This is a genomic window from Aureimonas altamirensis, assembly GCF_001463885.1.
Classification (GTDB): Bacteria; Pseudomonadota; Alphaproteobacteria; order Rhizobiales; family Rhizobiaceae; genus Aureimonas; species Aureimonas altamirensis.
In genome coordinates, this window is record NZ_BBWQ01000026.1 from 31,805 (window position 1) to 55,976 (window position 24,172).

26 protein-coding genes are annotated in these 24,172 nt (G+C 60.2%); 13 read left to right on the top strand and 13 right to left on the bottom strand.

Annotated elements, in window-relative coordinates; genetic code table 11:
* The first annotated feature begins 708 nt into the window (after positions 1 to 708).
* The 5 genes from AUL31_RS20125 to AUL31_RS19590 all read left to right on the top strand — a co-directional run bounded on the left by AUL31_RS20125 (position 709) and on the right by AUL31_RS19590 (position 5,581).
* Positions 709 to 1,665 (top strand): hypothetical protein, encoded by a 957-nt coding sequence (locus AUL31_RS20125; RefSeq protein ID WP_244489471.1) that lies wholly within the window; start codon positions 709 to 711, stop codon positions 1,663 to 1,665.
* Between the two features lie 441 nt (positions 1,666 to 2,106).
* Positions 2,107 to 3,213, top strand: a complete 1,107-nt coding sequence (locus AUL31_RS20130; protein ID WP_159439820.1) for a DegT/DnrJ/EryC1/StrS family aminotransferase — start codon at positions 2,107 to 2,109, stop codon at positions 3,211 to 3,213.
* Positions 3,201 to 4,196, top strand: coding sequence for a glycosyltransferase family 2 protein (locus AUL31_RS19580; RefSeq protein WP_200801699.1), 996 nt, complete (start codon positions 3,201 to 3,203; stop codon positions 4,194 to 4,196). Before AUL31_RS20130 ends, AUL31_RS19580 begins: the two co-directional genes overlap by 13 nt.
* A 25-nt stretch (positions 4,197 to 4,221) precedes the next feature.
* Positions 4,222 to 5,208 (top strand): WxcM-like domain-containing protein, encoded by a 987-nt coding sequence (locus AUL31_RS20825; protein WP_060610764.1) that lies wholly within the window; start codon positions 4,222 to 4,224, stop codon positions 5,206 to 5,208.
* A 1-nt stretch (position 5,209) separates the two neighbouring features.
* Positions 5,210 to 5,581, top strand: coding sequence for a GtrA family protein (locus AUL31_RS19590; protein ID WP_073469530.1), 372 nt, complete (start codon positions 5,210 to 5,212; stop codon positions 5,579 to 5,581).
* 171 nt (positions 5,582 to 5,752) lie between these two features.
* On the opposite strand, the gene AUL31_RS19595 is transcribed toward AUL31_RS19590, so the two are convergent.
* On the bottom strand, positions 5,753 to 6,124 hold the full coding sequence (locus tag AUL31_RS19595) for a winged helix-turn-helix transcriptional regulator (protein WP_244489472.1): 372 nt from the start codon (positions 6,122 to 6,124) through the stop codon (positions 5,753 to 5,755).
* Between the two features lie 87 nt (positions 6,125 to 6,211).
* Here AUL31_RS19595 and AUL31_RS19600 point away from each other — a divergent pair, with 87 nt between their 5' ends.
* Positions 6,212 to 6,961 (top strand): SDR family oxidoreductase, encoded by a 750-nt coding sequence (locus AUL31_RS19600; RefSeq protein ID WP_060610770.1) that lies wholly within the window; start codon positions 6,212 to 6,214, stop codon positions 6,959 to 6,961.
* A 45-nt stretch (positions 6,962 to 7,006) separates the two neighbouring features.
* A complete protein-coding gene (locus AUL31_RS19605; RefSeq protein WP_244489473.1) occupies positions 7,007 to 7,447 on the top strand; it encodes a nuclear transport factor 2 family protein in 441 nt (146 codons plus the stop codon).
* A gap of 10 nt (positions 7,448 to 7,457) precedes the next feature.
* Here the strand turns inward: AUL31_RS19605 and AUL31_RS19610 are convergent, their stop codons facing one another.
* Positions 7,458 to 7,868, bottom strand: a complete 411-nt coding sequence (locus AUL31_RS19610; RefSeq protein WP_143190316.1) for a hypothetical protein — start codon at positions 7,866 to 7,868, stop codon at positions 7,458 to 7,460.
* 287 nt (positions 7,869 to 8,155) lie between these two features.
* Between AUL31_RS19610 and AUL31_RS19615 the strand changes: the two genes are divergently transcribed.
* Genes AUL31_RS19615 through AUL31_RS19640 form a run of 6 tightly spaced genes read left to right on the top strand, consistent with a single transcriptional unit; the run spans position 8,156 to position 13,391 of the window.
* Positions 8,156 to 9,199 carry an ABC transporter substrate-binding protein gene (locus AUL31_RS19615; protein ID WP_060610777.1) on the top strand — a complete coding sequence of 348 codons (1,044 nt, stop codon included), beginning with the start codon at positions 8,156 to 8,158 and terminating at the stop codon, positions 9,197 to 9,199.
* 30 nt (positions 9,200 to 9,229) lie between these two features.
* Positions 9,230 to 10,012: an ABC transporter ATP-binding protein gene (locus AUL31_RS19620; protein WP_060610780.1), complete on the top strand. Its 783-nt coding sequence runs from the start codon at positions 9,230 to 9,232 to the stop codon at positions 10,010 to 10,012.
* The gene (locus AUL31_RS19625) at positions 10,009 to 10,779 is read left to right on the top strand and encodes an ABC transporter permease (protein ID WP_060610785.1); all 771 of its coding nucleotides are present in this window, start codon (positions 10,009 to 10,011) and stop codon (positions 10,777 to 10,779) included. Before AUL31_RS19620 ends, AUL31_RS19625 begins: the two co-directional genes overlap by 4 nt.
* A gap of 25 nt (positions 10,780 to 10,804) precedes the next feature.
* Positions 10,805 to 11,776, top strand: a complete 972-nt coding sequence (locus tag AUL31_RS19630; protein ID WP_060610788.1) for a polysaccharide deacetylase family protein — start codon at positions 10,805 to 10,807, stop codon at positions 11,774 to 11,776.
* A gap of 9 nt (positions 11,777 to 11,785) precedes the next feature.
* Positions 11,786 to 12,616, top strand: a complete 831-nt coding sequence (locus tag AUL31_RS19635) for an NAD-dependent epimerase/dehydratase family protein (protein WP_060610793.1) — start codon at positions 11,786 to 11,788, stop codon at positions 12,614 to 12,616.
* A gap of 22 nt (positions 12,617 to 12,638) precedes the next feature.
* Positions 12,639 to 13,391, top strand: a complete 753-nt coding sequence (locus AUL31_RS19640; protein ID WP_060610796.1) for an SDR family NAD(P)-dependent oxidoreductase — start codon at positions 12,639 to 12,641, stop codon at positions 13,389 to 13,391.
* Here AUL31_RS19640 and AUL31_RS19645 read toward each other — a convergent pair.
* The 11 genes from AUL31_RS19645 to AUL31_RS19695 form a co-directional block, all read right to left on the bottom strand.
* Entirely contained in the window at positions 13,388 to 14,281 is an 894-nt protein-coding gene (locus AUL31_RS19645; protein ID WP_060610799.1) for an IclR family transcriptional regulator, read from the bottom strand. The genes AUL31_RS19640 and AUL31_RS19645 overlap by 4 nt on opposite strands.
* Before the next feature lie 75 nt (positions 14,282 to 14,356).
* Positions 14,357 to 15,169, bottom strand: a complete 813-nt coding sequence (locus tag AUL31_RS19650) for an ABC transporter ATP-binding protein (RefSeq protein ID WP_060610801.1) — start codon at positions 15,167 to 15,169, stop codon at positions 14,357 to 14,359.
* Positions 15,156 to 16,142: a FecCD family ABC transporter permease gene (locus tag AUL31_RS19655; RefSeq protein WP_060610804.1), complete on the bottom strand. Its 987-nt coding sequence runs from the start codon at positions 16,140 to 16,142 to the stop codon at positions 15,156 to 15,158. The genes AUL31_RS19650 and AUL31_RS19655 overlap by 14 nt, the downstream gene beginning before the upstream one ends.
* Positions 16,142 to 17,116 carry a FecCD family ABC transporter permease gene (locus AUL31_RS19660; protein WP_060610806.1) on the bottom strand — a complete coding sequence of 325 codons (975 nt, stop codon included), beginning with the start codon at positions 17,114 to 17,116 and terminating at the stop codon, positions 16,142 to 16,144. The genes AUL31_RS19655 and AUL31_RS19660 overlap by 1 nt, the downstream gene beginning before the upstream one ends.
* A 37-nt stretch (positions 17,117 to 17,153) precedes the next feature.
* Positions 17,154 to 18,083 (bottom strand): iron-siderophore ABC transporter substrate-binding protein, encoded by a 930-nt coding sequence (locus AUL31_RS19665; protein WP_060610810.1) that lies wholly within the window; start codon positions 18,081 to 18,083, stop codon positions 17,154 to 17,156.
* A complete protein-coding gene (locus AUL31_RS19670) occupies positions 18,080 to 19,006 on the bottom strand; it encodes a ferric iron reductase (RefSeq protein WP_143190315.1) in 927 nt (308 codons plus the stop codon). The genes AUL31_RS19665 and AUL31_RS19670 overlap by 4 nt, the downstream gene beginning before the upstream one ends.
* Positions 19,007 to 19,009: 3 nt before the next feature.
* The gene (locus AUL31_RS19675) at positions 19,010 to 21,403 is read right to left on the bottom strand and encodes a TonB-dependent receptor domain-containing protein (RefSeq protein ID WP_073469587.1); all 2,394 of its coding nucleotides are present in this window, start codon (positions 21,401 to 21,403) and stop codon (positions 19,010 to 19,012) included.
* Between the two features lie 155 nt (positions 21,404 to 21,558).
* Positions 21,559 to 22,509, bottom strand: coding sequence for a FecR family protein (locus tag AUL31_RS19680; protein ID WP_060610820.1), 951 nt, complete (start codon positions 22,507 to 22,509; stop codon positions 21,559 to 21,561).
* Between the two features lie 48 nt (positions 22,510 to 22,557).
* On the bottom strand, positions 22,558 to 23,085 hold the full coding sequence (locus tag AUL31_RS19685) for an RNA polymerase sigma factor (RefSeq protein WP_060610823.1): 528 nt from the start codon (positions 23,083 to 23,085) through the stop codon (positions 22,558 to 22,560).
* A gap of 329 nt (positions 23,086 to 23,414) precedes the next feature.
* Positions 23,415 to 23,699 (bottom strand): antibiotic biosynthesis monooxygenase family protein, encoded by a 285-nt coding sequence (locus tag AUL31_RS19690; RefSeq protein ID WP_060610826.1) that lies wholly within the window; start codon positions 23,697 to 23,699, stop codon positions 23,415 to 23,417.
* A gap of 62 nt (positions 23,700 to 23,761) precedes the next feature.
* On the bottom strand, positions 23,762 to 24,169 hold the full coding sequence (locus AUL31_RS19695) for a cupin domain-containing protein (RefSeq protein ID WP_060610829.1): 408 nt from the start codon (positions 24,167 to 24,169) through the stop codon (positions 23,762 to 23,764).
* Positions 24,170 to 24,172: the final 3 nt, after the last annotated feature.

Consider the following 24,172-nt stretch of genomic DNA (forward strand, 5'->3'; position numbering starts at 1 on the left):
CGTTACAGCGTTTCTCCGATCCTGCGCGCCGAGGCAACGGTTGAAGGGAAAGCGTCCAATGGTTGACATAGTCGGCGCTGGCATTGCGAGAGTATTGCCCGGCTGGTCGGCGGCCTTATTATGGGATAGGACATCGATCTCTCTGTTCCATAATACCGCCCGTGATAGCTGGGGTGGCGCGTAGTGGCATCATCGGCCTCTCTGGTGTGCCTCTGGGGGAACCTCAGCAATTCAATGGCTCATGTATCAATAAGCCAGCCGCGCACTGCTTAACGGGATTGCAGGCGAACACTCAACAGACGGTAGCAAAAGAGCAATATGCTTCATATAAATGCAAGTACATTTAAGAGTTCGCGTTTTATCGCATTCTCACTTACGTTCGGAGTAATGGCGCTCTACTGCTACGCTAACTCCGACCTACCTTTCCTAGGTGACGCATATCATACTTGGGAAGTCGCAAGAACACTATACGACGAAAACAGGGAGACATCTTACGTCGAGTATCGTGGGCCATTTACGTTCATACTTTATAACTTGCTATTTAAAATTTCTAACCTGATTGGCGTTAGCGAATTAATTACACTTCGGTTCTCGTTGTCGATGATGTTTGCCTTTCTAGTTGTATACATTTTTCCTAAACTATACGAGTTTATATTATCAAAGCGCATAAGAATACTAGAAATATGCCTATTCTCTTTGTGGAATTTTGTGTTCTTTTCTGGCTATTATTTGTATCCGCAAACCGATACAACAGCTCTATTTTTCTTTGCGACTGGCTTATTAGCCTTAGTCAAGGCCCTGAATGAGGGCAGAGGCCGATGGTACGCGCTAGCAGGTATCCTGGTTGCCTTCTCGATAATGCTCAGGCTGAATTACGTAGTATCAGTTCCGATATTGCTCGTCATTATCGTGCTGCGCCAGAAGCTTTCAAAGCGAACTGCATTCGCTGCAGTTTTTCTCTTGGGATGCTTCCTCATGCCGTTATCAGCTCTGGTTTGGATGAATACGTCAGCCGCTCCAAAAAACAGCGTGCTTGAAGGCCAACTCAAAGGCGGCCTACAGTTTCGCAAAGTTGAGTGGAACGCTGGAGATGCCACATACCCCGGATCACTTGTATTTCCTGACAAACGAGGTGCAGAAATCCTATCGAAGGAAGGCATCAAAAGCAGCAAGGAATCTTTTTTTGATGGCGCCATCCCGGCAACCCATTATGCGCGCTTATGGCTGACATACCCGAAAGACATGGCAATAATTTACGGACAACATTTTTTTTCCGGGATTGATATAAAGTATAATAGTGTTTATATTTATGATTTCTCACGCAACATTATGTTGATTTCCGCCGTCAATTTTTCAGTTCTGTTTATCGCTTTGCTTGCTGCAACCAAATTAGTGCGCTGGTGCGGTGACATGAAAATGCAAAGAATTTTAATGCTGATTGCGTTAGTTTTCCCTGCGTTTTCAGCGATCCCATTCATAGTGGAGGTTCGCTTCTTTATGCCTTTAATAGTCGGCTACAGCGCGTTGGGAATTTTTGCGTTAAGGGATTGTCTCCCCTACATGGTCAGGAAAGATTTTTATGTCCAACTTCTGATATTCGTGGGACTTTGCCTGCTCAACTCGTCGTCCATGTTTGAGACTACTGACCCCGTTCTTCTCTGGTAGCGTCATCCGTCCCATATAATATACCTGCGTCGCAACGGTGTCTTAACGCCAAACACAACGACAGGCCGCGCTTGAAGCGGCTTGCCCGCTTCGCCGTTTAGAGCAGAAAGCTCCGAAGGCGCCATACATGCCCGATCTGATCGCACCAAACAGGCGTAGACTGTAGCTACCCTCTATCTGCCGAGATCGAGACTTTAGTTTGGATCAGATCAGAGATGCGAAGCGGACCCCCCCTCTATGGCATCACTCTTCGGCATGCGGCCCGTGCCGCGCGTCTTTGCCACAAAACTCTAGGTCTTGTGCGGCAACGAAGTAAAAATGCGTGATTGTGATTTGCCTTCAGGTCTCAGGCCTTCCGCGTCGGCGCAAAATGACGTAGCTAACCTTCGGTAGCGGACGGGCGACAGAAAGCGATCACGAGTCAATATGCCGAGAATCCCCTTGAATAACCTGAGACGCAACATCGACGAGTACGCCGCGCCGTTGCTAGAAGCTGCCTCGGAAACACTGGCTTCGGGCTGGTGGCTAAACGGGAAGAAAACTGAAGCTTTCTGCGCCGAATTCGCTGCCTATGTCGGGGTGGAACACTGTATCGGTGTCGCCAACGGGTCAGACGCCCTTGAGATCGCATATCGAGCCATTATCGCATCTCGCCGGCCTGCGGGCCGGGAAGTGATTACAGTTCCCAATGCTGGCGGTTACTCCGCAATCGCCTGCCATCTGACCGGGCTTGTACCCGTCTATGCAGATATCGACGAAGCAAGCCAACTTGTATCGATCGATTCCATACTTTCGTGCGTGAGCCCTGACACTGCGTTTGTGGTTGTAACGCATCTCTATGGTGGGGCAGTGGATGTGCCCGTGCTGCGGCGCCGAATGAACGAGATGGGACGAGGCGATATCGCAATCCTGGAAGACTGCGCTCAAGCTCATGGCGCTCTGGTTGGGGGCAGAAGGGTCGGGAGCCTTGGGGATATAGCGACATTCAGCTTTTACCCCACAAAGAACCTCGGCGCTTGCGGTGATGCGGGAGCGATCGTCAGTAGCGACGCCGATCTGGCGGCCGCTGCGAACGCACTGCGCCAGTACGGCTGGGCCGCGAAATACACGATCGGCGAGCCATTTGGTCGGAACTCTCGCCTTGATGAGGTCCAAGCGGCGATCCTTTCGGTTCTCCTGCCTCGATTAGACGAGGCCAACGCTCGCCGAACCTTCATACTGGATCGCTACGCAGCGGCACTACCGAGCGGGATAGTGCTTGTTCGAGCGCCAACTAATACGGTTGGTCATCTGGCTGTCGTTCTATGCGGTCAGCGGGACAACCTGCGGCAGCACCTGACCGAGAATGGTATCGGCACTGATATTCACTATCCAGTGCTTGATGTCGACCAGCCTGCCTGGGGGAGATTGCCGAGCAGAGAGGCGCCAGGGGGGCTAACTGTGGCGCGGACCAGCGTCCCGCGTCTGCTAACGCTACCCTGTTTTCCGACAATGCGTGAGGATGAAATCAACAACGTTTGCGAGGCGTTGAGCTCGTGGCAGATCTAGCAACCTCTGCCAACGGCATAGCTCCTGAACTGTCTGATGCCAAGTTACGATCCCTCGTAATCCCGATTTACGGCAACGAGGAAAATGTCGAGGATCTGGTCGAGGCCTTGAACGCACTTGATCGCGACGTCGGCGGAATGGAGGTCGTGTTTGTTGTCGACGGCTCACCGGACCGTTCGGGCGAGTTGCTGCTGGCAGCCCGCGAACGCATGCATTTCGAATCGCAGATTGCGTTTCACAGCCGAAATTTCGGTTCCTTTACGGCCATTCGCACAGGTATTGAGTTGAGTAAAGGTCAGGTGATCGCTGCAATGGCGGCCGACCTGCAAGAACCCCCTGAGCTCATTTGCAAATTCTACGCGATACTTGAGAATGATGACGCCGACGTTGTTTTCGGTCAACGCATGGGCCGACATGACGCTTTGCTTCGTGATGCCCTTTCAAACGGCTTTTGGTGGCTCTATCGGAAGCTCGTTGTCAAAGACGTCCCCAAGGGCGGCGTCGACATATTTGGCTGCAACCGGATGGCGGCAGACACGGTCCTCGAAATAGCAGAGCCGAACAGCTCTCTGATTGCGCAGCTGTTCTGGATTGGCTTTCGACGCACCTTTGTACCCTACGAACGGCGCAAGCGGCTGAAGGGTACGAGCTCGTGGAACCTTTCGCGTCGCCTCCGCTACATGATGGACAGCATTTTTTCATTTTCCGACCTCCCGATCCTTTGCGTGCTGTGGTTCGGTGTTGCCGGCTGCTTCCTAAGCCTGACCTTTGGTCTAGTAATAGCCTTTGCACGCATCGCCGGCTTCGTGACAGAGCCCGGCTACGCCGCAATCGTTGTATTGGTTACATTCACCGCTTCGGCGATGCTTGCCGTTCAGGGCATCCTTGGTTCATATCTTTGGCGAACCTTCGAAAATACAAAACGCCGCCCCTTGCGCATCATCAGCAGGGTAGTGACTTCTGTCGGAAGTCCTCGGGCCTAGCATCATCAATCGGCGGAGCTGCAGTTTGTCGCAAGCATCATACAATCAGCCATTCGTCCACCCTCAAGGACTATGTGAAACTGAAAACGTCGGCGCAGGAACAAGGATTTGGGCCTTCGCACACGTGTTGCCAGGAGCCAGGCTCGGACGGGATTGCAACATCTGCGATCACGTTTTCATTGAAAACGACGTCGTAGTGGGCGACGGCGTGACAGTGAAGTGCGGCGTGCAGCTTTGGGATGGAGTACGGTTGGGCGACCGTGTCTTCATTGGCCCCAATGTCACTTTCACCAACGACCGCTTCCCTAGGTCGAAGCAATATCCAGAGGCATTTCTCCAAACGGTTGTGGAGGATGACGCGTCAGTTGGAGCCAATGCAACAATCCTGCCCGGAGTAAAGATAGGTCGCGGTGCGATGGTTGGCGCTGGGGCGGTCGTGACGCGCGACGTTCCGGCCAATGCAACGGTTGTTGGGAACCCGGCTAAAATCATCGGCTACCAAGACAATTCGGCGACAAAACGCGAGGGGACTGAGGGGTCATCGACGATCTCCGAAGGTGAATTGGGCGTGGCAATAGGGAGTCGCGTTCAACTCGGCATCGGCCGCTGCTTCGTAGAGCGCTTGCCTCATTTCACTGACATGCGCGGTAGCCTCACTCCATTGGAACTGAATAAGGGGCTTCCTTTTGCGCCAGCCCGAATATTCCTGGTTTATGGTGTAGCCAGTCATCACGTGCGAGGAGAGCATGCCCATCATCGCTGCGAGCAGTTTCTTGTCGCCGCACATGGAGGGGTCTCTGTGGTGCTTGACGATGGAATGCATAGGCGCGAGGTTCGCCTCACGGATCAGACCATGGGCCTATATCTTCCGCCAATGGTTTGGGGGGTGCAGTATAAATTCGATCGTGAAAGCGTCCTGATGGTCGCGGCCTCACATCTATACGAAAGCAATGACTACATCCGCGACTATGGCGATTTTTTAAAGTTGGCGGCCGCATCGAGCAAGAGCTGATTTGCGCACATCCTTAAAATCAGATGCAGTCCGCTTTATTGTTGCGGGCGCCTTGAATGCGGCTTTAACCTTGCTCGTGTATCAAGCCCTCCTTTACGCGATGTCTCATCAACTTGCTTACGCGTTTGCCTGGTTAACGGGGATCGCGTTCATTATGATTTTTTATCCTGCTCGAGTGTTTCCAGAAGGCCGTACAGCACCCGTTGATCGCTTGTTATTGGGAGCGACGTATCTCGGCGTTTTTCTGTTTGGCCTTGCGTTACTTCAAGGACTGGACCATGCGGGAATTGCGCCACGCATCGGCATTCTTATTGTTATGGTTGCGACGACCGCTGTCAATTTCCTCGCCGCGCGCTTTCTGCTGCGAAGATAAATTCGATAAAGCTGCTGTTCGATCCGCCGCGTACGAATCGTCGTCCTCACCACACTGGCTCACCGAGTAAGGGCGTCGCGTTCACCTCGCACGATTCACTCGTGCGCACTTGTCCAATATCCGCTTATGCGGGACTGAACTGGGACATGAGCTAAGGACTCTTTGTTAGGGTCACGAGCCATGCGACGGTAAGGCTTTTGCCACAGCTGGCACAAGGCCGTGGGCCTCGAGTTGGGTTCGATGCTCGTTGCCCCAGACGCAGAGCGGCATCAGCGCCTCGACCAGCGTCTCCCCGAAGGGCGTCACGGTGTAGTCGACCTTGGGCGGCACTTCGCTGTAGTCACGACGCACGATGACGCCCGCCGCGACGAGCTCTCGCAACTGTTGGATCAGCACCTTCTCGCTGATGCCTGTCACCAAACGCCGAAGATCACCGAAACGCCGTGGCCCCGGGCGCAGGTGGTACAGAATGATCGGCTTCCATTTGCCGCCCATCACGGCAAGCGCGACGTCGAGGCCGCAGTCGCTGTTACCCTGGCTCACATCCCGATCCTTTCACTAACCTTTTTGTCCGTACTAGTCTCTGCGCCAGCGCCTGTCCATATCGGCTCCAACACTAAGGAGACGTCGATGGATCGTTTGAAAGACAAGGTGGCCGTCATCACAGGCGCCAATAGCGGTATCGGTTTGGCAAGCGCCAAACGCTTCGCAAGCGAGGGCGCGCGCGTCTTCATGACGGGCCGAAGGCAGCGCGAGCTCGACGCAGCGGTGGCCGAAGTCGGCCACGGCGCAATCGGCGTACAGGGTGACGTAGCAAGCCTTGTAGACCTGGACAGGCTTTTCGAGATCGTGGCCCGGGACGCCGGCCGGATCGATGTCCTGTTTGCAAATGCCGGCGGCGGTGAATTCGCGGCTCTTGAAGACATCACCGAAGAGCATGTCGAACGCACTTTCGCCACCAACGTCAAGGGTACGCTGTTCACGGTGCAGAAGGCGCTGCCGCTTCTGGTGGACGGCGCCTCGGTCATCCTGACCGGCTCTACGACCGCCAGTTCGGGGGCGGCGGCGTTCAGCGTATATAGCGCCAGCAAGGCGGCAATCCGCAGCTTTGCCCGCAACTGGTGCCTGGACCTCGCCCCGCGCCACATTCGCGTCAACGTGCTGGTGCCAGGCGCCACCTCGACGCCGGGCCTCCACGGCCTGTCGCCAAGCGAGGAAGCGGGGCGGTCGTTTGTCTCGGCCATGGAGGCGCAGATTCCGCTTGGACGGCTTGGTTCGCCGGACGAGACGGCCGCCGCAGCCCTGTTCCTGGCCTCCGCGGAGTCGAGCTTCGTCAACGGCAGCGAACTGTTCGCCGATGGTGGGCAGGCGCAGATCTGAGCACCGCTCGCCCGCCCTGTGTCCGGTTTTAAGAAGGACCCCATCATGCGTGACAACGAAACGATCATCCGCGAGCTATACGACCTGGCCGAAGGCGAAGGATCGGACATGGAGCGGTTCGTCGCCGCCTTCTCCGACGACGGCTACCTGACCGATATTCCCACCGGGGCAACGCTGCGCGGTCGAGCGATCGGCGACTATATCGGCAGGCTGACCACCGCCTTCCCGGATATTCATCGCGAGCTCTCCAAGCTCTACACGGCGGGTGACGTCGTGGTGGTGGAACTGGCCATTCGCGGAACGCACCTCGGCGATCTGGTCCTGCCCTCCGGCACACTTGCGCCGACAGGTCTCACGATCGATGTTCCGTGCTGCGACGTGTGTTCCACCTGGCGAACGGCAAGGTCACGTCATTCCACTGCTACAATGCCGCGTCCATCACTGCGCAGCAGCTTGGGATCGAAGGTGGATAACCCTTCGCCTTAGCGATTTGGGCTCACCTAACCAATCCCGGCTCGCCGGCGTCGATCATGCGGGCCAGATGCTCAAATGCTTCCTTCCATGCATTCGCGGCTTCATGATCGAGTTTGGCCGTCAATTGCTGCTCCAAAGCCTGCGACCGCGCAACCGACTGCATTACCGAAGCGTGTATCTCTTCGTCAGAGGCACCATGCCTCGTCATTTCGACGATCTGCGCTTCGACCCGCTCGGCGATCATTGCTTCACCGGTCGCATGATCGGCAGACCCGGCACGCTTCTCGGCCTTGGCAAGGATTATCATGGCGGTCTCCGCGTCCGTCCGATCTTTGTCTGACGCGCTCGGAGCGGTGGCCTTGGCGATTATGGCTTCGGCTATCCGTCGGGCACCGACCTCGTATCCGCTCTTCAAGGTCTGATCTGGGTTCACGCGGCCTTTCTCCCAATCGGTTCCGGTATCAGCCAATCGATCGCCGACCAAATTGTGGGCGCATCGTCGCTTTCGAAGCGGAAAATTTAATCAGGACGAGGTCGGCCCACTTTCCGATGCTTGAGCCGCAATCCTTACCAACGTCGGCTCTAAAACTGCCTGAAAATATCCGAAACGTCCGGCTGTGTACGCCTATATATTAGGCAGTCCAATCTATTGCAATTCCGATCAGCACCGGACATTATAGAGAACATTGTTCTCTATATAGAACTTTTGGGGACGTCATCATGGTGTGGGATTCTGTATCGCGTCGCAGCCTTCTGAAGGGTGCGGCGGCCTTGGCCGGAGCCACGGCGGCAACTCGGCTCATTCATCCGTCCTTCGCTCAGGCCGGGCTTGAAACAACCGACATTGAACTGATCAGCGTGCGCGATCCGCAGCACTCTGCCCAGATAGCTTTGGCGCAGGAGCTGGGGTTCTTCGAGGAAGCCGGCCTCAACGTTGCCGTCAACTACACCGTCAATGGCCCTGACCTGCCCAGTCTTGCCGCAAGCGGCCGCGTACAGATCCTGGCTTCGGCACTAGAGCAGCTCGCATCTCTCCGCGAAAAGGGGATCGACTTCAAATGGGTGATGAAGCTGTCCGACATTTCCAACACCCAAGGCGTGGTCATCGGCAACAATTCCGGCATCGACAAGCCGGCCGATCTGGCTGGCAAACGCGTCGGCATGTATAGCGGCGCCGCCGTAGAGCTTGCCATTCTCAACATGTGCAAGGACTACGGAATCGATTTCTCCAGCCTGCAGTTCGTCAATGTCGAACCGCCTGAACAGGCCATGGCCCTGATGCGCGGCGATATCGATGTGATGGCCTGCTGGGAACCCTATGTCTCCAACGCCGCCAGGATGGGTGGGCGCGTGTATTTCACCGGCAGTCGGTCCTACATCGAAGACCCCAATACGCCCAAGGCGGTGAACTACCTTTATCTCTCCACTGGCCTTGCAACCACGGGCGACTTCATCGAAGCCAATCCCGGCACGCTCAAGGCCCTGATCGGCGCGCTGGCCAAGGCGACCGCGGTCATTGTTTCCGACCCGGAAAGCACTGTGGAGCCGATCTCCCGCAATCTTGGCATTCCGGCCGACGGCCTCCTGGCCATCCTCCAGGCCAATGACTACAGCCCCATCGTCGATAACCGCGTGATCGAAGGCTACCCTGTCTACCAGGATTGGGCGATCAGTCGCGGCTACCTCGAAACCGGTGCGCCCATTGCCGACCTGCTCGACATGAGCCTCCTGCGTGAAGTGCTGCCCGACGCGGTTCGCATCTAGCCCCGACACCGCCCACCGGAAAACATACCCATGTCTCACAGCGTTGCTTTCGAGAATGTCGGAATGACATTCCGCGGCCGGCGTGGTTCCCAACCCTATACGGCGCTGGCGGACTTCTCCCATACGGTCGCCGAAAACGAGTTCATCTGCCTTCTTGGTCCCAGCGGCTGCGGAAAGTCGACCGTGCTCAATCTGGTGGGCGGCTTCGCCCAGCCCACAAGCGGGCGCATTCTGGTGGGCGGCAAGCCTGTCGACGGCCCCGGACCCGACCGGGGCATGGTCTTCCAGCAGTATGCGCTGTTCCCCTGGTACACAGTGCAGCGCAATGTTGAACTGGGCCTCGAAGCGCGTGGCCTCCCCGGCCCGGAACAGCGCGAACGTGCCGAACGCATGCTGCGCACCGTCGGCCTCTGGGACCATCGCCTCAAATATCCCAAGGAGCTATCCGGCGGCATGCGTCAGCGCGCAGCCATCGCCCGTACCCTCGTTGCCGAGCCCGACGTCATCCTGATGGACGAGCCCTTCGCCGCGCTGGATGCCCAGACGCGCGAGCACCTGCAATATCAGCTGCTCGACATCTGGGAGACGCTCAAGCGCACTGTCATCTTCGTCACCCACAGCGTCCAGGAGGCAGTGCTGCTTGGGGATCGCGTCACCATCATGGGCCGCCAGGGCGGCAACATCATCGCCAGCATCAAGAGTCCGCTGCCTCGTCCACGCAATCGGCTCGACGACGCCGTCGTCGCCTTCGAACGCGAAGTTCATCGCCATCTCGAACTGGCCGAAGGCGTCCATTCAGAGGATGCACGATGAGCGTGTCGCGCTTCACTGTTTCGCCCAAAGTGCTGAGCCTCTGCGCCGTGCTGCTCTTCTGGCAGGGCCTCGCCTGGCTCAACGAAATCGTGCCCTTTTACAATGCGGTGCTGGTCCCCTCACCCCTTCGCATTCTGGTTGCCGGGTGGCAGCTGGCTGTGACCGGCGTTCTATGGACCCACATCACCGCGTCGGTGCTGCGTGTACTGACCGGCATGGCCATTGCATTGCCGCTGGCGGTTCTGCTTGCGGTGCTGGTGACGGGCAGTCGCCTGGTCGAAATCGTCATCGATCCTGTCATCGAGCTTCTGCGGCCTATGCCGACTTTGGCGCTCCTGCCGATTTTCATCGTCTGGTTCGGCATCGGCGAGACGACCAAAATCCTGTTCATCGCCTACAGCACCTTCTTCATTATCTTCATCACCGCGGTCGAGGCGATACGGGACATTCCACCCGTCCTCTACCAGGCCTCGGGCAGTCTCGGTCTCAACCGCCGCCAGACCTTTTCCCACGTCACGTTACGTGCCGCCCTGCCGCAGGTGATGGTGGGGGTGCGGCTGGCTCTCGCCACAGCCTGGTTTGTCATCGTCGGCGCCGAGTTCATCGCCGCCAATGAAGGCCTTGGCTACCTCATCAACTTTTCCCGCGTCTGGTTCCAGATCGACAACATGATGGTTGGCGCGGTGGTCATCGGACTTCTGGGCCTGTCGAGCAATTACCTGTTCCTGGCGCTTGAAGACCGTCTCTTTGCCTGGCGCGAGCGCTAGGCCCCCTCCCAACAGGAAGTCACCCATGTCCAATCCTCGTCTCGACGTCCTCCAGGACCCGCCGGGCCCCGGCCCGGTACGCAATTTCACCGGCTATGGCCGACGGGGCCTCAAGGTCACCTGGCCCAATGGCGCCAAGGTGGCCCTGGCCCTGGTGCTCAACTACGAAACGGGAGCCGAAGCCTCCTGGCCCTCTGGTGATCGCAAGAACGACCGGATCTTCGAATTCCCCTATCCGCTCGATTCCCGATATCGCGACCTCGCCAACGAGTCCGTCTCCGAGTACGGCGGCCGCGCCGGCGTCTGGCGCCTGCAGCGCATGCTGGACGATCTCAAGCTCAAGATCACCTTCTCGGGTTGTGCCGTCGCCTTCGCCCGCAATCCCGAGGTTGGCGCCTATGTGCAGGAGGCCGGCCACGAGGGCTCTTCGCATGGGTATCGCTGGGAAGAGGTGTGGACCATGTCTCGCCAGGAGGAAAAGGAGCGCATCGCCGCTGCGGTCGATATCATCCGGCAGACCTGCGGCGAACGGCCCATCGGCTGGCAGACCCGCCACAGCGGCTCGCTCAACACGCGCGAACTGCTCGTGGAGGAAGGCGGCTTCCTGTACGACTGCGACTCCGTCGCCGATGATGTCCCCTATTATGCCGACGTCCTGGGCAAGCAACATCTCGTGCTGCCTTACAGCAGCACCTACAACGATCATCGCTTCATCATCGCCCAGGGCTATTCGAAGCCGCAGGACTTCTTCGATTATTGCAAGGATGGCATCGACTATCTCCGCCGCGAAGGCGAAACCCGTCCCAAGGTGATGACTATCGGCATCCACGCCCATTGGATGGGGCAGGCAGCCCGCACCGCCGCGCTTCATCGCTTCCTGGAATACGCCATGAGCACGGGTGACGTCTGGATCGCCCGCCGCCGCGACATCGCCGAATGGTTTCGTGATCACTATGACGCGTTCGTCAGGGATACCGAGGCGGAAACGCTGCGCTGAGGTTGGGTCATGCATTGTCTCGTTACCGGCCACAAGGGTTTCCTCGGCCGTCGGCTCAGCGCCGCCTTGATCGATTTCGGACATAGCGTCACCGGGTTGGATACCCCGGCAGGTCAGCCGATCGATCTGCGTGACGCTCCCGCCATCACCGACTGCATCATGGCAGCGCGCCCCGAGGTGATCTTCCACCTGGGCGGCGTATCCGGTCCGATGCTGCTCAACGACGCGCCCGGCCAGGTTCTTGCCATCAATGGTCACGGCACGCTCAACGTCATCGAGGCGGCCGGCCGGGCCGGCGTGCGCCGACTGATCTTCGCCTCCTCTGTCGCCGCGCATCAGCGCGTCGGTGGGCGGCCGGGTAGTCTCTATGCGGTCAGCAAGACGCTCGGTGAGCAACTGGTTGCCTGGGCCGGCAGCACCATGGAAACAACCAGCATCCGCATCGGCTCGGTTTTCGGTCCGGGCCGCGCCACCGCCAACCCTCTGCACCAGATGATCGCGGAAGGTCTGGCGACCGGCGTGGTGCCATATCCGGCAGGCAACATGGAGCCCAGCATCGAGGTCGGCGACTGCGCCCGGCTTTTCGCCGGTCTCGCCGATGCGGCAAGGATGGCCCCCCACTATGACGCCGTCCGCTACTGTGTCAGCTACCGGGCGGCTGCCGAGACGATCTCTGCCGCCGTCGGTGCGCAGGCGCATCCGACCGCGTTGGAAGAGAGCTTTCTCTACGACACGACGTTCGACGTCGAGCCACTGGCGCGCGACTCCGGAAGCGGGCCGCCGCCCAGCTTCTCGGACGCCATCGGGCAACTCGTCCAGACCGTGCGCGAAGCCGCCTGATCTCAATCAAAGGAAACGCATCATGGGATTGCTCAGCGACAAGACTGCCTTGATTACCGGGGGCGGGGGTGGCATCGGCGGCGCCATTGCCCAGCTCTTTGTCCGCGAAGGCGCCCGAGTCTGCCTCGTCGACCGCCGGGTCGACGCTTTGGACGAGCAGATGGCGGCCTGCGATGCAATCAGCGCCGGTGCCGCCTGCGCCTGCCTGCACGACGTCACCAGCGAAACGGGCGTGGAGGCAATATTTGCCGAATACCTGTCACGCTTCGACCGGCTCGACATCCTCGTCAACAGCAGCGGCGCCATCTCCGAGATGGCCCTTGCCGACATGTCCCTGGCCAGCTGGAACGCCGTAATGAACGGCAACCTGACCAGCGTTTTCCTGGCATCGCGTGCTGCCCTGCCCATCATGCGCAAGGAGCGCTCGGGCCGGATCATCAACATCGCCAGTCAGATCGGACAGCGCGGCGCGGCGCGCTTTACGCACTATGCCGCGGCCAAAGCCGGCGTTATCGGCTTCACCAAGGCCTTGGCCCGCGAAGTGGCGCGGGAGGGCATACTGGTCAATGCCATCGCGCCCGGACCCGTCCTGACGACGTTCAACGCCAACCTAGACCCGGCCACGATGGCCGGCACGCAGGACTTGCTGCCGCTGGGCCGTGCGGCTGTGCCGGATGAGGTCGCCCCGACGGCGCTTCATCTGGCGGCCAGCCCCTCAGGCGATGTCTATGTCGGCCAGACGCTCGGACCCAATAGCGGCGATGTGATGCTTTAGCCTCGCGAGGCGGCAGGGGGATAGCCGGCCGGAAGCCGGCTGCCCAGGCGCTGATGCAAGCGGCCAACCGCCCGCTGCAGGGCGCCGGCGATCGCGGCTTCGCGCGGCAGCATGGATGGCACCGTTCCCACGCAATCGAGGGTGAAAGCCACCTCCCCCTTACGGTTGAACACCGGCAGAGCGACAGCCATTACGCCTTCGGTGAACTCGCCAACGCTGCGGGCATAGCCGCGCTGGCGGGTCTCTGCCAGCTCGGCTCGCACTGCCGCTTCGCCAACGATGGTTTCGGCCGTGTGCTTGTGAAAGGTGATGCGCGCCAACTGGCGGTCGACCTCGGCGCCGGATCTCCAGGCAAGGTTCGCCCTCATATGCGCGGATGCGTCGGCGGGCAGCCGGAACCCCATCGGGTAACTGATCTCGACATTGTTGCTTGCACTGCGCTTGTCAACCACCAGAAAACCGCCATCCGGCAGGGGTTTGGACAGGACACACGATGTGCCGGCCTCCTCGCTGAGAAGGTCCAGCGTCGGCAGAAGCTCGCGCATCGGCAGTTCTTCGTCGAGTGCGCCGGACAGGTCGCGCGCGATACCCACATAGAGCCGGTAGCGCTTGCTGGCGGCATCGAACAGCAGCCAGTCGTGATCGCACAGGGTGCGCAAGATGCCGTGGCCGTGCGATTTGGTAACGCCGGTCGCCCGCACGATCTCGGCCAGGGTCAGCCCGGCCGGGTAGCCATTGAGAAGCTTGAGAATGCGGACGGACTTGTCCACCGCCGGAACAAGACTGACGCCCTCGGCCTCGGGCGGAACTTCGACCTCACCCCGGAGTACCCAATGCTGGTCAACCAGGTCCAGCTTTTCATAGGCCTGACCAGCAGTTTGATGTCGCATGGGCAATTGGCATCTCCTTGGAAAACAGCTGTCGATCACTGTACACAGGTTTGCCGTGGAAGCGGAAATCCAAACTCACCCTGCTGCCCGTGGCCCGTCGGCCGTGCCCGCCGGTACGACGATCAGAGCGTCGTCGGCGGGATCGACAACGAAGCGCAATGGCAGGTCGAATACGCCTTCGAGCACAGGCAAAGCAGATGCCGGGCTGGCGGCGGTCACGATCCGCCCGCCCTTCATCGCAACCAGCCGGTCCGCGAGGCGAAGTGCCTGGTTGAGATCGTGCAGAACCACCACCATCGTCTTGCCGCTCTTCTTGAACTTCCGCAGAAGTTTCAGCACGTCGACTTGATGCGCGATGTCGAGGAAGCTTGTCGGCTCGTCGAGCAACAGGATGTCGGCGTCCTGGGCCAAGGTCATTGCAATCCAGGCGCGCTGGCGCTGGCCGCCACTCAAGGTTGCCAGTTCCCGGTCTCTCAGATCGCAGATTCCTGCCATCTCAATCGCGGTTTCGAAAGCGGTTTCGTCCGCCCTGGACCAGCCGCCGAACAGCGACCTGTGCGCATAGCGGCCCTGACGGACGATGTCGCGCACGGTCAGGCCGGCCGGTGCCGAAGGCGATTGGGGCAGAAAGGCGATGCGCCTGGCAAGCGCCTTGCGAGACAGACTGGACAGCGGCGCACGAGCAAGCTCGATCGTACCGGCCGTCGGCATCAGCAAACCTGCAAGGCAGCGCAGAAGTGTAGACTTGCCGCAGCCATTGGGGCCGATCAGAACGGTCAGGCTTCCCGGCAGGATGGTGAGATCCAGGGCCTCGATGACCGGTTTTCCCGGATAGCCGGCGGTCAGACCGCTGACGGATATCAGCGGATCGGCATCAACCTTCGGCATTGCGGTTCCTCCAGAACAGCCAGCCAAAGGCCGGGGCACCGATCAACGCTGCGACAAGTCCGGCCGGAAGCTGGGCCGGCGCAATCAGTGTGCGGCCTGCAAGGTCGGCCGCGAGCAGAAGCGCGGCGCCGACCAGCGCGGCAGTGGGCAGCAGGCGGATATGCGCTTGGCCGACAAGACGACGCGCGATATGGGGCGCGACAAGCCCCACAAATGCGATCAGGCCGGACACGCAGACAGCGGCTGCCGAGAGGAGGACGCACGCCAGCATCAGAAGAAGGCGTGTCCGTTCGACGTTCTGTCCGACACCTCGAGCGGTCTCGTCGTCGAACGCGATCGTATCGAGTTGGTGAGAGGCCATCAGGATAAGAGGTCCGAGGAGCGACAGCCACAGGCCAAGCGCCCCGATCTGCTCCCAGCTCGCTTGATAGATCGAGCGCGACAGCCAAACCTGAGCGCGCTGGACCGTAGCGACATCGGAGAAAACTGCCACGAAACTGATCAGCGTTGTGCTGACGGCGCTGAGCCCGATACCGACAAGGATGATACGCAGTGGATTCGCGCCGCCACGCCAGGCGAGCACGTAGATGGCGACCGCCATGGCCAGGCCACCGGCAAAGGCAGCCATGCCCATCACACCCATTCCTGCAGCCGGCAACAGGGTCAGGACGATCATCGCGCCACATGCAGCACCGCCGTTGATGCCGATGAGGCCTGGCTCTGCCAGGGGGTTTCGCATGATTGTCTGCGCAAGTGCGCCGGCGACGGCAAGGGATGCGCCGACAAGCACACCGAGCAGTATGCGGGGCAAGCGGACCGTATTGACGACGAGGGAGACGGCTTCGTTTCCTTCGGAACGCTGGAAAAGGGCGCCGAGAACTTCAGCGAAGGACAGTGGCAGGTCGCCAAGGCAAAGAGACATCAGCGCAAGCGATACGATCGCCGTCGACAGGATCACCACCGCGCGTAGCATCAGGACATCCTTACGCGGCGCGCAAGGTAGATGAAGACGGGCGCGCCGATGGCGGCCATGGTGATGCCGACCGGAAAATCGGAGCCAGGAAGGGCATGGCGAAAAATGCCGTCGGCGCAGACGACGAGCAAGGCGCCGCCGAGCGCGCTGACTGGAATGACAAGGCGATAATCCGGGCCGACAACGAAGCGAGCCATATGCGGTACGACGAGACCGACAAAGCCGATCGGTCCCGCCATGGCGACCGCGCTGCCGGCCAGTATGACCACGAGCCCACCCGCGGCGAGCCTCCACAGAACGATGTTCTGGCCGACTGCCCGGGCCAGGTCGCTGCCGAGGCTCAGCGTCGTGACATGGCCACCGACAAGGATGCTGATCACAAGGCCGACGCCTATATAGGCGATCAGCGGCCGGACGAGGTCCATTTGCCGACCAGCCAGGGAACCGACGGTCCAGAATCGGACGGTGTCGAGCGTCGCCTGATCGAGGATGAGGATGGCGGTGGTCACGGAGCCGAGGAACGCGGAGATGATGACGCCAGCCAGCGTCAGCTTCAACGGCGTCGCACCGCCGGTTCCGACGGAACCAAGGCCATAGACGGTTGCGCCGGCGGCAGCGCCGCCCAGAAAGGCAAACCAGGCATAAGCGTTTGCGGAAGCCGGCTGGAACAGAACGATCGCGGCAACCACGGCAAAGGCTGCGCCGGCGTTGACGCCGAGCAGACCGGGCGAGGCCAGTGGATTGGCCGTGATGGCCTGCATCAGGCAGCCTGAAACGGCGAGCGCTGCGCCTGCGCCTGCGGCGGCAAGGATGCGGGGCAGCCGCACCGTTCCGACGATCAGGGCTTCGCGCGACCCGTCGGCATGCAGCAAGGCGGCCAGGACGTCGGCGGGTTCCAGCGACGCCGACCCAAGCATCATCGCCCACAAGCATGCCACAGGGAGGGCAATGAGGAGGCCCAGGCAGACACCCATCGGCGGACTGCCGGCTGCGCGGTCCGGTGCGGATGTCCTAGGGTGCAGCAAGATAACGCTCCAGGTCGTCCAGCACGCGATTGGCCGCGGCGACACCGCTGAACTCCATCCATGTGCCTGCATCGACGCGGTACACCCTGCCGGCTTTCACCGCAGGCAGCATCTGCCAGAGCGGATTGCCTGTCACTTCCTCGTGCCGACCACTGGTGTCGGAATTGTTCGCACCGCCGACGATGTAGAAGAGGACATCGCCGTCCAGTTGGGCAAGGTCTTCCCAGTCGGGCCGCTTGACGGTCGGTCCTTCCGTCGCGGTCTCATAGGCCGTGCGTCGCACGCCGGCTTCGGCAGCGACGGCAAACGGCGCATAGGCGTTTGGTGCGTCGAGATAGACCTGGAAATCCCATGGGGTAATGCGCACCACAGACAGGGTATGGTGGGTGAGCTTTCCGCTAAGGCTTGCGGCACGCGCCTCGAAAGGCGCGAGCAACGCGTCGGCACGGCCTTCCTGCCCGACGATCTTGGCCAGGGTCCGATAATAATCCTTCCAGTCGGCAGACCCGATCAGGACAGTGGGCGCGATACGCGATCCCATGATGCGTGCGGGCTCGCCAAGGGCCGCGCTGCCGATGATGAGGTCCGGCCGAAGTGCGATGATGGTTTCGAGACTGGGCTCCATGAACGAACCGAGATTGCCGATCCCCCGTGCCTCGGCTTCCGTCCTGAGCGCATGATCGCTCATGCCCATGAGGGGCGCGCCGACCACCGGAAGGTCGAGTTCGATCGCCATGCCGAGGCTGTAGCCTGGGTCGAGGATCACGATGCGCTGCGGGCTCTTCGGCACGCAGACCGTGCCGCCCATGATACCGTCATCCTCGATCGATCGGCCTTCGCATGCCTGCGCAACGTGCGGAATGGACAGGGCCACGACGAGTGCGATCACCCAAAGGAAGCCGCGCATCAGGGTCATTGCATCCCATCCTGTCGAAGCTGGCTGCGCAGGCGGTTTTCAAGGTCGCGATTGCGTTCGATCGGATCGCGGTGGACGCAGGTTGAGCAGTAGCGGCCAGTGCGCGACGTATAGAAGCGACAGCAACCACCCCGCGCCCGGTAGGTACGGGATGATAGGATGCGCGAGGGGTCGTCGGTTGCCCGAACGCTGATCGAGAAGTGGCTGGTCTGGCGGTTGTTGAGCGGCGATCCCGGATGCTTGATGATCGCCAATGCTTCCAGCCTGGCTTCTTCCTCGTTTCCGATCTGCCTGCCAACTTCCAGAAATACCGCCAGGATCTGGTCTGCAACCAAACGCCATAGCGCACTCCTGGACAGCCCGCTCAGACTGGCGAGCAAATGCACGACCGGCTGGAAGTGACCTTCCAGATCCGACCGCAGCGTGTTTCGAAGGCACTCGCCGCCCCGCGGCGTGTGACACGGATGAACCTGCAGCTCCTGGTTATCGGTTGCAAAGCGCTCCGACAGAAAATGAAGTGCAACTTCGGTTTCCTCGACCGATCTTCCTTCGTGTGTCGTCATGCCTGTGGTGAAGGTCAGGGCAACATGGTCGGGTCGAATTTCGGGCAGGATGCGCAGCGTCAGATACGGCGCAGCCACGCCCATCGCGACAAGGGATGAGTGGTCGATGATGAGGTATGCGGCCTGCGCCTTCCGATCGAGGTCGGTGGTGTAGACCGCCTGGGCGCTCAGCCATGCGTCCATGATTGTCGCGTCCGCCAGGATGTCGGAGACGGTTCGACAACCCGATGGAGCCGTGCCGATACTGACGCGAAAGCCCTTTCGCGTCCTCGCCAGGTTGGTGATCAAGGTGGCGAGGGGCGAAACCTCCGGTTCCGCGCCGTGGCCCGTTCTCCCGATCGCATCCTGCCCTTCAGTCACCCCCTAGAACCGCCCGCTGACCCGGAGCCCGAAGCTCCGGCTATCTCCGATGGACGCGAGGTCTCCACCAGCCGAAATGCTGGTCAGATAGTCTTCATCGAAGAGGTTCTTGGCAAAGGCTGCAATCGTCAGCCATTCGGTCTCGTAGCCGAACTGCGCATTGACCAGCGTGAAGCCGTCAACGAACTGACCGGACGAATTGGCAAGGTCGCCATTGCTGAAGAAGCCATCCGTGTAGGACACGTCCGCACCGGCAAAGAAGCCCATTTCATGGCGGTACAGGCCGCCGATGGTTGCAGTCAGCGTCGGTGCTTCCGGAAACTCGTTACCGCGCAGATCAAGGCCATCGGCCGTCACCCCCTCGTCGAAGCGGGTCTTCAACAGACCGACCGAGGAGAACAGTTCGATGCTCGGCGTGGCCAGAAGGCGCGCCTCCAATTCCGCGCCGTAGGCATGCGATTTCGCGCTGTTCGCCGTGACGGTCTGGCCCGGGAAGTTCGGATTGTAGGTCAGGATCTGCTGATCGCGGTAATCGTAATAGAAGACGTTGCCATTGAGCTGCAGCCTGTCTTCGAGCCACTGCGAGCGATAGGCGACCTCATAGGACCAGAGATATTCCGGCTCGATCCTGTTGATTGAGGTCGAGCCCGGCACGGCCTCCGAAAAGCCGGCGCGGTAGCCGCGACTGGCCGTCAGGGCGACGCTTTGGCTGGGTGTTACATCGAAGGAGACCCCCGCCTTGGGCAGGAAAACCGTGTTCGACACAGCGTTGTTTTCGTCGAGGGAGCCGAACGCCGGAAGGCCCGTGGCAAGGGTCTCGTCCAGGTTGAGCGCGACACCGCGATAGTCGGCCGAAACCTTGTCGCGCAGGATGCGACCTCCGGCCATCAAGGTCCAGCGATCGCCGACCTTCAGCCGGCCATCGCCATACAGCGCGATGGACTCGGTACGGTTCTGCGCTTCCAGCGTCTGGATGTTGATGAGCGGAACGCCGAACGGCGCCAGCAGGGTCGTGTCGATATGCGAGTCGATGTCCGTCGTGAAGCGTCCTGCAAAGATGCCGGCCACGCCCGAGAACCGTCCATCGGCCGGATCGTAGGTCAGGTGCAGATCCTGGGAAACATCCTTGCCTTCGCGCGTGTCATCGCGAATGAAGGAGAACCCTTCCGGGCTTGCGATCCTCACGTCGGTATCGGCGAGCGCCGTCACGGATTTCACCGTCCAGTCCGGCGAGAGTTCGTAGCTGAGGTCGGCGACGTAGCGGTTCACGTAGGTGTCGCGGTATTCGGCTGCGCTGTTGGTTGGGTCATCGAAACGCCGCGCGAAGAAGTCCGGGCCGCTGACGAAGCTCCATCCCGGCTTGTCATGCGTGCGACTGATGCTGAAAAGGCCGGTCAATCCAGGCAGCGCCTCCGGTGTGAATAGCAGCTTGCCCCGGATCTCCTGGAACTCGTCTTCGCCGAGGGACGCGATTGCGGGGTCGGCATAATGGATATCCTTCGTCTCCTTCCAGCCCTGCCCGGACACGCGGAATGCAAGCTGATCGGCAATGATGGGCGACGAAAGTGCAAAGGCGCCGGAAAGAAAGTCGTTGTTGCCGACCATGCCGTCGACCAGAAATTCCGGTGTCCAGGTCGGGTCCTTCGTCTTCACCACCACAGAGCCGGCAAGGGAATTGCGGCCCTGCAAGGTCGACTGGGGACCGCGCAGCACTTCGACCTGCTCGACATCCCAAACGCCCCGGCTTCCACGCCTGGTCGCCTCGATGCCCTGTTCGACGCCGTCGACGACAACGGATACCACCGGCGAGGAACGGCTTGGTTGGGTGACGCCTTCGGCGCTGAGGCCGCGGATGGCGAAACTGGTGTTCCCGCTGCCACTGTTGAAGGAGCGGACATTGGCCATGCGATTGACTGCCTGACTGATCGTGTTCAGGCCGTCGCGCTCGATCTCTTCTCCGGTCACCACTCCGACACTCGTATAGGTGCTGGAAAGGTCGCGGGAGAATTTCTCACCCGTTACGGTAACGGTATCCAGTGCGATGACGCCGGACCCGATGGATTCCTCCCCCGAAACGTCGGCGCTCTGTCCGGAAGGCACGGTCAGAACTACGGTCCGGGGACCGCTGAAACTGTACGAAAGCCCTGTTCCGTCAAGCAGATGGCGTATCGCTTCCTCGGCGGTAAACTGGCCGCTCAGACCGGCCGTCTGCATGCCGCGGACGAGCGCGCTGTCGAAACCGATCTGCAATCCGCTTTGGCTGGCAACAGCATTCAGCCCGGAGGCCAGGCTTCCGGCGGCAACGTTGAAGCGAACGGTTTCCTCCTGGGCGGACGCGATGGTCGGGACCAACCCGGCCGCCGTCAGGACGACACTCGACGCCGCAAGCGCCAACATGCGTGCCATCGACCCATAGGAGAAAGAACGAACGGTCTTTCGGTTATGCATTGCCCCACACCCTCGACGCCGCACGCGCCACCCCAGCGCGTAAAAATGCGGGCGTTGCAGTGAAGACGAATGGGAGTGGTCGTTTGGGCCGTCAGCGTGCAAACTTAATAGATCAAAGTGACAAAGGGCCCGGCCCGGGCTGTCCGTAAGCCAAAAGCCTGGGCAAAGCTGGCCAGCGTCTCGTCCGGCTTCGTCAGGTCGAACGTCCCGGAAATAGCGCGGGCGCGAAGCGCAGATCCGACAACGACGACCTGCCCCGGCAAATGGCGGGCCAGTTCCTCCACCACCTGGCCGAGGGGACGATCCTCAAAGACGAGCCGACGGTTGCGCCAGGATGTTTCGGCCACGGCATCGACCACGCTGACCGGTCCGAGATGGCCGTCCGGGTCGTAGCGGAGCTGGTTGCCGGGAGTCAGGCTTATGCGCTCGGTTCCGCCTTCCCCGGACACTTCGACGACGTGCTCGGTCACCGTGACTTCCGTGGCGGCAGAGCCCAGATTGACGTTGAAGGCTGTTCCGAGCACCCGGATCTCGCCGCCGCCCGCCTTTACGGTGAAGGGCCGTGCAGGGTCGCTCGCTACTTCGAAATACGCTTCGCCGCGAAGCAGCGAGACTTCACGCCGGTCCGGGCCGAAATCATAGGCTATCGAGGAACGGCCGTTGAGCAAAACCCGCGAGCCATCGACAAGGGTGATCGAGCGCAGCTCGCCCGGCGACGTCATGTCATCGGCGACCAGTCTCATCGGCACGTCGGCAAGCCAGATCGTTGCTGAAACTGCCAAAGCAAGAACCGAGACCGTGCCGATGATCGGCGTTCGACTGCCACCCTCCAGCGCCTGCCGCGTTGCTTTCGGATCCGCAGCCAAGGCCGTGCGGCTCTGGCCTAGAAGCGACTGCGCCTTCTCGAAAGCCGAGCGGTTGAGGGGGTCCTGATCGAGCCAGGTATTGAAGCGGACACGTTCCGACGGGTTCAACTCGCCATCTTCGAGGCGAAGCAGCCAATCGATGGCTTGTTTGCGAGATTGCTGCCGGCGTTGCGTCAATGGCTGGGTCATCCTGTCCTGCCTATCTCATGACAAGACGAATGACAGCGTCAAAAAGGCTCATTCCGAGTCGAATTCATCCATGCGATCGAGGCAGTGAAGGAGCGCCTTGCGCAAATGGCGATCCACCATGCGTCGCTGGATGCCAAGGGCGGTGGCGATCTCTTCCTTGGTGACACTCCCGAGACGGTGAGCAACGAAAACCGTCCGGCACTGTGGCGGAAGCTCCAGGATCGCGGCGCGCAAGCATGCCAGCCTTCGCGGCCGATCGAGAAGGTTCGTGATATCGGTTCGATCTGCAGGGATTTCAATTGCCTGGGCGTCGAGAGCTGCGAAGAGACGCGCCTCGAAGGCGGCTCGGCGACCCCGATCTATTCCCAGATTGATAGCAGCCTTGATCAGAAAGGCCTTTATCGAGCGCGCACCATCCAGCGCCCGCGGTTTTCCCGACAGCGCTATATAAAGGTCGTGGACGATTTCCGTCGCCTGCGACGATGACGCGCCGCGACGGCTGACTGCCGACCTGATCTCGTCGTAGTAGGTCTCGATGGCGGCATCTATGAGCGATTTCTGCTCGCTGGCATGCATGGATTGAAGGCTCGTTACGCGACCCCGTCCACAAGCCAAATATGACCATTATAGTCAAGTAATTTCTCGGCCCGTTAAACCATGCAAGGCGCAACCGTTAGCTACTAGGATAGTGGCATCGTCACCGATGCCGACGTTCGCGTGCATCAATCCGCATGCCGTAGTCGGATTTAGGTCGCCACGAAGGCGGTGGGCTACCACCGGTTTCATGTCACGGCCCCAGTGTTCGAATTGTCCTAATTTAACATATGAAACAATCTTGGCGCTCAGTTCACTGCCAAAGCCAAGTCTGCGGACTGCCCTATGGCAGCCCGCAGGCAGGCGCTTCGTCAGATGACCGCTTTGGAATGGGTAACGGTCGGCGGCACCCTGAAGAAGGGCGATGCCAGTCGTCGCCATTCGCCGAACGCGTCCGACTGCCGAAAATCGACCGTGTGATTTTCGACTGTCTCCCATTTGACGATCAGGCGGTAGACATCCGGGTTCTCCACCACCCTGTGCAGCGACAGGCCGTGGCAGCCCTTGGCAGCCAGAAAGAGCGGCTCGGCCTGCCTGACTGCGTCTTCGAACCCTGACGGGTCCGTCACTTCGATTTCCGCGATTTCCACATACATGCGCTGACCTCAGATATCGGGCTGAAAGTTACGACGTGAAGCGACACTTGACGTGCCCAGGGTCACGCGGGCTTGTGGCCGTGTTCGGCGTCTATTGTCCGCGTCTCGCCGGTTTCGATCATCGTCCGCGTGGCGTCGATGGTCGCGTAGGTCCAGAATATCCGCATGGGCTTGTCGGTCGGATTGATGAAACGATGCGGAACATTCGCCGGGATCCACGTCGTGTCGTTGGCTTCCAGCCGGTGCTGTACGCCATCGATCTCGGCGATTGCCTGGCCTTCGATGACCATGACGCTCTCTTCGCAATTGTGCTTGTGAACGCCGATCGCCGCACCAGGATCGAAAGCGGTAATCCCGTTGATCATGCTGGTGGATCCACAGCGACGGGTTACCAGAGGCGTAGTCCTGGCACCGCCGCCGCGGTCGTTGGTTTTCAGCTCGGTTGGCCGCAGGATTGCCGCTTCGGTCATGGT

What these genes read in the sequence shown, in the direction of transcription:
- AUL31_RS19655 (WP_060610804.1), bottom strand. Translation starts at nt 16,142, where the DNA reads ATGCTACGCGCGGTGGTGATCCTGTCGACGGCGATCGTATCGCTTGCG.
- AUL31_RS19600 (WP_060610770.1), top strand. Translation starts at nt 6,212, where the DNA reads ATGGATCGTTTGAAAGACAAGGTGGCCGTCATCACAGGCGCCAATAGC.
- AUL31_RS19635 (WP_060610793.1), top strand. Translation starts at nt 11,786, where the DNA reads ATGCATTGTCTCGTTACCGGCCACAAGGGTTTCCTCGGCCGTCGGCTC.
- AUL31_RS19660 (WP_060610806.1), bottom strand. Translation starts at nt 17,116, where the DNA reads ATGGGTGTCTGCCTGGGCCTCCTCATTGCCCTCCCTGTGGCATGCTTG.
- AUL31_RS19650 (WP_060610801.1), bottom strand. Translation starts at nt 15,169, where the DNA reads ATGCCGAAGGTTGATGCCGATCCGCTGATATCCGTCAGCGGTCTGACC.
- AUL31_RS19665 (WP_060610810.1), bottom strand. Translation starts at nt 18,083, where the DNA reads ATGACCCTGATGCGCGGCTTCCTTTGGGTGATCGCACTCGTCGTGGCC.
- AUL31_RS19605 (WP_244489473.1), top strand. Translation starts at nt 7,007, where the DNA reads ATGCGTGACAACGAAACGATCATCCGCGAGCTATACGACCTGGCCGAA.
- AUL31_RS19615 (WP_060610777.1), top strand. Translation starts at nt 8,156, where the DNA reads ATGGTGTGGGATTCTGTATCGCGTCGCAGCCTTCTGAAGGGTGCGGCG.
- AUL31_RS19640 (WP_060610796.1), top strand. Translation starts at nt 12,639, where the DNA reads ATGGGATTGCTCAGCGACAAGACTGCCTTGATTACCGGGGGCGGGGGT.
- AUL31_RS19695 (WP_060610829.1), bottom strand. Translation starts at nt 24,169, where the DNA reads ATGACCGAAGCGGCAATCCTGCGGCCAACCGAGCTGAAAACCAACGAC.
- AUL31_RS19630 (WP_060610788.1), top strand. Translation starts at nt 10,805, where the DNA reads ATGTCCAATCCTCGTCTCGACGTCCTCCAGGACCCGCCGGGCCCCGGC.
- AUL31_RS19645 (WP_060610799.1), bottom strand. Translation starts at nt 14,281, where the DNA reads ATGCGACATCAAACTGCTGGTCAGGCCTATGAAAAGCTGGACCTGGTT.
- AUL31_RS19680 (WP_060610820.1), bottom strand. Translation starts at nt 22,509, where the DNA reads ATGACCCAGCCATTGACGCAACGCCGGCAGCAATCTCGCAAACAAGCC.
- AUL31_RS19690 (WP_060610826.1), bottom strand. Translation starts at nt 23,699, where the DNA reads ATGTATGTGGAAATCGCGGAAATCGAAGTGACGGACCCGTCAGGGTTC.
- AUL31_RS19685 (WP_060610823.1), bottom strand. Translation starts at nt 23,085, where the DNA reads ATGCATGCCAGCGAGCAGAAATCGCTCATAGATGCCGCCATCGAGACC.
- AUL31_RS19675 (WP_073469587.1), bottom strand. Translation starts at nt 21,403, where the DNA reads ATGTTGGCGCTTGCGGCGTCGAGTGTCGTCCTGACGGCGGCCGGGTTG.
- AUL31_RS19620 (WP_060610780.1), top strand. Translation starts at nt 9,230, where the DNA reads ATGTCTCACAGCGTTGCTTTCGAGAATGTCGGAATGACATTCCGCGGC.
- AUL31_RS19625 (WP_060610785.1), top strand. Translation starts at nt 10,009, where the DNA reads ATGAGCGTGTCGCGCTTCACTGTTTCGCCCAAAGTGCTGAGCCTCTGC.